7 protein-coding genes are annotated in these 7,123 nt (G+C 46.2%); 5 read left to right on the top strand and 2 right to left on the bottom strand.

What is annotated here, in order from left to right; translation table 11 throughout:
• The first annotated feature begins 10 nt into the window (after positions 1 to 10).
• From GJQ68_RS20565 to GJQ68_RS20585, 5 genes are all read left to right on the top strand, one after another.
• Positions 11 to 202, top strand: coding sequence for a cbb3-type cytochrome c oxidase subunit 3 (locus GJQ68_RS20565; protein WP_162419147.1), 192 nt, complete (start codon positions 11 to 13; stop codon positions 200 to 202).
• A complete protein-coding gene (locus tag GJQ68_RS20570) occupies positions 189 to 1,115 on the top strand; it encodes a cbb3-type cytochrome c oxidase N-terminal domain-containing protein (RefSeq protein ID WP_162419148.1) in 927 nt (308 codons plus the stop codon). The genes GJQ68_RS20565 and GJQ68_RS20570 overlap by 14 nt, the downstream gene beginning before the upstream one ends.
• 72 nt (positions 1,116 to 1,187) lie before the next feature.
• Positions 1,188 to 2,603: a cytochrome c oxidase accessory protein CcoG gene (gene ccoG, locus GJQ68_RS20575; protein WP_162419149.1), complete on the top strand. Its 1,416-nt coding sequence runs from the start codon at positions 1,188 to 1,190 to the stop codon at positions 2,601 to 2,603.
• A 19-nt stretch (positions 2,604 to 2,622) separates the two neighbouring features.
• On the top strand, positions 2,623 to 3,048 hold the full coding sequence (locus tag GJQ68_RS20580; protein WP_162419150.1) for a FixH family protein: 426 nt from the start codon (positions 2,623 to 2,625) through the stop codon (positions 3,046 to 3,048).
• 6 nt (positions 3,049 to 3,054) lie between these two features.
• Positions 3,055 to 3,768, top strand: a complete 714-nt coding sequence (locus tag GJQ68_RS20585) for a sulfite exporter TauE/SafE family protein (protein WP_162419151.1) — start codon at positions 3,055 to 3,057, stop codon at positions 3,766 to 3,768.
• A 19-nt stretch (positions 3,769 to 3,787) separates the two neighbouring features.
• On the opposite strand, the gene GJQ68_RS20590 is transcribed toward GJQ68_RS20585, so the two are convergent.
• Positions 3,788 to 4,759, bottom strand: a complete 972-nt coding sequence (locus tag GJQ68_RS20590; protein WP_162419152.1) for a PorP/SprF family type IX secretion system membrane protein — start codon at positions 4,757 to 4,759, stop codon at positions 3,788 to 3,790.
• Between the two features lie 10 nt (positions 4,760 to 4,769).
• On the bottom strand, positions 4,770 to 7,123 hold a 2,354-nt coding region (locus tag GJQ68_RS20595), incomplete at its 5' end, for an MBG domain-containing protein (protein ID WP_162419153.1).

The following is a 7,123-nucleotide window of genomic DNA, read 5'->3' on the forward strand; positions in this document are numbered from 1 at the left end:
GGAAACGATCATGCAAAAGGAAATATTAAGATCCATAGAAAACATTGAAATTTATCCCATCATCTCCCTGCTGATTTTTGTAATCTTCTTTGTGGGGATGTTTTGGTGGGTCGTTCGTGTAGATAAGAATTACATTGACCACATGAAAGAAATGCCTTTGAAAGATGAACCTCAAAAAGATGAGTCCTATGAAAACGTTTAAACTGATTGGAGCTTCCTTATTGTCCCTGTTTTTGGTAATCCCTGGCCTTGCTCAGGAGAGTGAGGAAAGCTGGACCGCCCAACTGCAGCAACTGGATAGCGGCCAGGCAGCCTTGTTGATGATCATTGGGGTGGTATTGCTCTTAATCGTGGTCATCATGGGTTTGATGCTGTATTTGTTGTCTTTTCTGATGACCGTGATTCGCAAGGATAATCCGGCCCTGGCGGCGAAGCCTTCCTGGTGGGAAACATTCAAAGTGAAATTTGTAACGGGCAAAATGAAACCGATTGAGCAAGAAAAAGACATTCAGTTAGACCATAGTTACGATGGGATCGTGGAGCTGGATAATTTCATGCCTCCCTGGTTGAAATACGTGTTTTATATGAGTATTGCTTTTGCAGTGATCTATTTCGTTAATTACTCCGTACTTGGATTGGGGCAGAATCAATACGAAGAATACGAGGAGGAATTGGCCATTGCAGCTATGGAAGAAGAGGCCAGAGGGGAATCCATGCTGGCATCCATAGACGAGACCAACGTGGAATTTGATGCTTCTACTCCTACCATTGAAGCAGGTGAGGAATTATACGCAGGAAACTGTGCCGCCTGTCATGCCATGGATGGAGGCGGAGGTGTTGGACCGAATCTTACAGATGAGTATTGGATTCACGGTGGGGACATAAAAGATATTTTCTCAGTGGTTAAATACGGTGTGGTCGAAAAGGGAATGATTCCCTGGCAAGATCAGCTTAGTCCCGAGCAGATGCAGCAGGTTTCCAGTTATATCCTTTCTCTCCAGGGAATTACACCTGCCAATCCCAAAGAACCTCAGGGAGAAAAGTACGAAGCTCCCATTGAAGAACCAATCGATGCGCTGGGAGAAGATGAGCTGGGTTTAGAGCCGGTGGAGTAATCTATTTGGGTCGGGACAGTGTGTCCCGACTTTCCATTACCCGCCTTTACCTATTTAAAGTAAAATATAGTTATGGCAATAAAAAATGAAAACCTTGACCCGGATAAATTCCGGGATTCCATGGGAACCGTCACGAAAGAGGGAGGGAGAAATTGGGTGTATCCCAAGAAGGTTTCCGGAAAATTTTACAAGTGGAGAACCTATTTTTCATGGATTTTACTTGCCATTTTGTTTGCCGGACCCTTCATTCGAATAGACGGTCGCCCCTGGTTGTTATTCAATATTTTTGAGCGCAAGTTTATTATTTTCGGGGCCGTATTCTGGCCACAAGATACCCATTTGCTTATTTTTTTACTCCTGATTTTTGTCGTGTTTATTATCTTGTTTACCGTGGTCTTTGGAAGGGTTTTTTGTGGCTGGGCCTGTCCGCAGACCCTTTTTATGGAAATGGTTTTCCGTAAAATTGAATATTGGATTGAGGGGGATGCCAACCAGCAGCGGAAACTAAATGCCATGCCCTGGAATGGAGAAAAAGTGAAAAAGAAAGGACTGAAGATGACGATCTTTGTTCTCATTTCCTTACTAATTTCACACACGGTGATGGCCTACCTGATTGGGATAGATCAGGTCAAGGAAATTGTCCAGCAATCTCCTGCTGAAAACCCGGCCGGATTTTTAGGTTTGATCGCCTTCACCGGTATCTTTCTGTTTGTATTTTCCTGGTTTCGGGAACAAGCCTGCATTGTGGTTTGTCCCTATGGAAGATTACAGGGAGTTATGCTGGATAATCAATCCATCAACGTAAGTTACGACTACGTGAGGGGAGAGCCCAGGGGCCCCATTCGGAAAAATAAGGTGGAAGATAAGGCATTGGGAGATTGCGTGGATTGCACCCTTTGCGTTCAGGTTTGTCCGACGGGTATTGATATCCGAAATGGGGTGCAGATGGAGTGCGTCAATTGTACAGCTTGTATGGATGCCTGTGATGAGGTCATGGAAAAGGTAGATCGCCCGAAAGGCCTGATCCGCTATGCTTCGGAAACGAGCATCGTCACCGGAACGTCTAAATTGATTACCGGCAGGGTAAAAGCTTATTCTTCCCTACTTCTGTTGTTAATTGCTGGATTCGTAGCCTTGTTGGTTACGAGAGATGATCTGGCGGCAACCGTGACCCGGTTTCGGGGAATGACCTATCAGGAGCGAGAGGGTGGTCAGATTAGTAACTTGTACGAGGTAACGCTGATCAACAAGACCTTTGAGGCACAGGAGGTAAGTATCGTGCCGGAGGACCCTACTATTCGCATGGAAAAAGTGGGGGACACCGATTGGAACCTAACCGGGCAGTCTAAATTTGAAGGTCGTTTTTTTCTGGTAAAGGACCAGAATGACATGGTCGTGCCGCAGGAAAGCATCGTCCTTCTCCTGCAGCAAAACGGCGAAACCATTGACAAAATGGCCACCAGTTTTATGGGGCCGGTAAAAAATTGAACGCATTAAAAATAACACTATGAATTGGGGAAATGGAATAGTAGTAGTTTTTTTCGTATTCGTAGCCTTAATGGCAACCATGGTCACCATCTGTATGAAACAGGATGACCTTCATCTGGTGACGGATAATTATTATGAGGAGGAAATCAGGTATCAGGAACATATTGATAAGGTCAGCAATTCGTTTGAGTCTGAAAGAAAAGCCTTGCGGTTTGATGCCGGGAAAAAGGTATTGACCCTCAACCTTCCCATTGGGGCTCAGGGAGAATTGCATTTGTTCCGGCCATCGGATGCCAAAATGGATCGAAAGATTGCGGTGGACATCATGGAAAAGGATGTTAATACGGTCAGCCTCAATGACCTTGAGACAGGGTATTGGCGTGTAAAACTTACCTGGAAAGAAAATGGAAAAGGTTTCTTTGAAGAGAAAAAGATTGATTTATAATTAACGATGCTCTGGACCGCCTTTATATGGGGATTTTTGGGATCTTTCCACTGCATTGGAATGTGTGGTCCCATTGCGCTGGCACTGGCAGGAAAGGATAAAAACAAATACCTGGTAAATAAACTTCTGTACAATTCCGGGAGAACACTTACCTATTCCCTATTGGGGGGGCTGGTGGGCTTACTTGGCTTTTCCCTGGCAATGGCTGGCATTCAACAATGGCTTTCCATTTTGACAGGAGGGGTCCTGCTGATCATGGCATTTTCCTACCGCAAATCCGAAACCTGGATTTCCAATTCCTTTTTGTCCGCTGCATTAGCCAAATTAAAATCCCGTTTAGGGCGTACAATCAGACCCGGTGGTTCCCGGGCGTTTGCTTTATCTGGAATATTAAACGGCTTTCTGCCCTGTGGGATGGTCTACATGGCGTTGATGGCCTCGTTGGGGCTCCAAGGGCCCATACAAGGAATGGCTTACATGTTCTTTTTTGGTTTGGGGACGTTTCCGGTAATGATCCTTTTGATGATCTCCGGAAATGCCTTCTCTGCTGGCTTCCGGCTGAGGGTAAATCGATTGCTACCGTATTTTGCCCTGATAGTGGGCACCTTATTTATCATTAGAGGAATGGGCTGGGGGATACCCTACCTGAGCCCTTCCCTTTCCTTTCCTGCTGCACAGGCCACGGAACTACTGGATGGAAACATCACCCATTGTGAATAAGTAAAGGGCTTACATCTCCTTACCAGATTACTAACTCATTATTGGTTGATTGATCGTTACTACCAAATAGGTGGTAGACCAGCGCAAATTCGTGCGTCTGACCTGGTAACAGGTAGCTTCGATTTGACGGAAATTCATAGATGTAACCCAATCTAAACTTGTCGAACAACACCCCAAATTGAAGGTTGCTGGCATAGTCAAACCGATGCCCCCCACCAATCCATAGCTTGTTTCCCAGTAGGGTTTTTAAATTGAATTCAATGTTATCGGGCAATCCTTCCTGATTCCGGTAAAAACCATTGACAATCAAAGCAACCTGTGGAGAGAGGGTTTCTCTGAAGCCAGCTTGCGCAATGTAGGTGACAGGCCTTCCGTCCATGAATTCTTCTCCGCTAACTATCCTCCCTTTATTTACGTTTTGCATGGCATAGGAAAAATAGTAGGACTTATGGGTAAGTGCCAGCCCAATGTTAAAATCAAAAATTTGCATGTCCGAAAAGCTGCCCAGGTATTGACCAATAAGGGGATCCCCGGCTTGTTCACTGGATAGTGCATTTCCATCCAGCCTAATGGTTTGGTAATTTAGGCCAGCCCCCAATCGTAATTGGTGCTCGCTAGTCAAGCGAACCCTGCTGGCATAAGCAAGCAATAGCTCCGTTTCTTTAAAAGCACCATAGGTATCATGCATCAGGTTAATGCTGTAGGCATTTTTCCCCATCAGAGCAGGGTCTTCCAGTCCTTTCGCTTCGGCAAAATCCATTTCGGCACCAATAAAATAGGTTTTGGGAGCCCCCTCCATTCCGGACCATTGATTTCTAACAAATCCTCGTAAAGTACTCCCTTCATAACCCGTTAGGCCCGGGTTGAAATAACTTTGGAAATGGCTGAACTGACTGATGTATTTTCTTGACTGTGCCTGGAGATTACCGGTTTGAAAAGCCAGTATCAGTAGAACGAGGCAGGCTGTTATGGGTGCATGGCTGATTTTCATGTTCCTTTGATTAATCGTTAAAAATAGTGAGTACTCCCCGTCGGATTTCGTCCGTTTCTCCCAAACTGATCACCCAGAAATAGGTTCCGGTAGGCAATTCCTTACCTAAATAAGTTCCATCCCACCGCTCATTCGGGTTTTCTGTATAGAAGATGCGCTTGCCGCTTCTTTCATAGACTGCGATTTTGCTATCCTGATAATATCGGAGATCATTTACACCCCAATCGTCGTTGATGCCATCCCCATTGGGCGTAAACGAATTGGGTACAAAAATAGCTTCCAGATCGGCCCTGCTCCTGTTCAGGGTGAAAGTTTGGAAAATGGTATTCCCAGCCCTATCCGTGCTGCTTACTTGCAGGCTAAAGGAGGTTTTTCCCGGCAGGGCTTCCTGACTGTTCCAAAATAAGTCACTGCCTGAAATCCCGAAATAGCGGTTATCCATCGTTGATCCTGTTAGCTCATATCGGTGAATATTGTCTGCCGGATCCAAGGTGTTCAAGGCACCGATAATCGTCCCGGGATCACTATCAGCAGCAAACTCATCGGTGGATAGCGTGATTCCTTCCGGAAGGGCTTTGTCTTCAACTAAGATACTTAGAATAGGTTCCAACCCATCCGGATTTTGAATGTTGCCAAAGTCCGGAGTGCCTTTGTATTGATACAAACCAGCTACTTTGGTATCCAATACAGGAATCGTCCAATTAACCGGAATGCTGGTTTCCTGTCCATTACTGAGCCGTACGGTAATTTTATCCGGGAAGGAAACGGTTTCAAGTGGGGTATTCCATGGGATAGCGACCAACTCTGGATCTTCTATGGCTAACAGGTTTAGGTTTACCAGCGTTATCACGAATTCAGCGGTTTTATCATTACCGTCTTTATCGGTAGCTGTTAATTGGACAAGAATGGTTGCGGCATCGGAATACTTCGTTCCCGGAGCCGGACGCTGAACGAAATGAGATAATTCACAATTGTCCCGCGCTACTGCCACTTCGGTGAAGTCTGGCAATTCATAGCTGCCATTCAAATATATGGTTTGGTCCGCCGGAATGGATTCGATCACCGGCGCAGTGATATCCGCGATGACTACTTCCTGCGTCTGGGTGCTGCTGTTTCCATTCGAATCAGTAAATGTCCAGGTAATCAGCGTATTTTCCTGAATCGGAAGGGTTTTATCAGGTACTCCAAAAATATTTCCATCACAATTATCGCTCGCAGTGGGAGGCTCCCAGGATTCCAAACCACACTCCGCTCTCAATACGGGAAGGCTGGCGAGGGAGGGTAGCGGAGCGGATTGGTCTTCCAGATTCACCAGTACTTTTGAAGTAAATGCGTTTCCATTTTTATCCAAAACACTCACCTCAATTTCCTGTTCGCCTAAAGTCGTGCAATCAAAATCAACCCTGTCAAGAACTACGAGTTGACCGGCCGCCAGCGGTTGATCAAGCAGACTCACAGGTTCCAAGGTTGCTTTTCCTGATTCATCAAGGACCAGTGTGCTGTTTTTGACACGAGGAAGAATTTGGAAAGTGTCTCCGGAAAATTGAATTTGATAATTAGTGCCTGCACTCAGGCTTCCCTGATTGATGGCATAAGCGCCCACATCTTCCCCAATTTCCCTGTTTAGAGACCCGGAAAGTAGTGATTCGTCATCTCCGTTTATGAAACCGCTGCTGGTAAAGGTAAATACTGGATCGGCTTGCCCGTAGATTTTGCTTTGTCCAGCATCGGTGATGAGCACCAAGGCTTTTGGATTGATAGTAAAGTCGGCCGCTGTGAAGTCTAGCGTGTAATTGGCACCGGCCGTTAAATCTCCCTGGGTGATTGCATAAACGCCAACGTTTTCACCCGGCTCCCTGTCCAGCGCCCCGGAAAGTAACGATTCGTCTTCTCCGTTTACGAAACCGCTGCTGGTAAAGGTAAGGATAGGGTCATTCTGCCCGTAAACCTTGCTTTGTCCGGCGTCGGCGTTCAGCACCAGGGTTTGTGGATTGATTGAAAATCCGGCTGCTGTAAAGTCCATTGTATAATTGGCACCCGCACTAAGGTTCCCTTGACTAATAGCATAAGAACCTACATTCTCGCCCGGCTCCCGGTTCAGGGACCCGGAAAGTAATGATTCGTCCTCTCCATTAACGAAACCGCTACTGGTAAAGGTAAATACCGGATCGGTTTGGCCGTAAGTTTTGCTTTGTCCGGGATCGGCAGTCAGTACCAAGGTTTGCGGATTGATGGTAAAGTCGGCCGCTGTAAAGTTTAGTGTATAATTGGCCCCGGCCGTTACGTCTCCCTGGGTGATTGCATAAGTACCGACATTCTCACCCGGCTCCCTGTTCAGGGCCCCGGTGATTAGAGATTCGTCCT

The sequence above is a fragment of the Cyclobacterium roseum genome, assembly GCF_010119225.1.
GTDB lineage: Bacteria > Bacteroidota > Bacteroidia > Cytophagales > Cyclobacteriaceae > Cyclobacterium > Cyclobacterium roseum.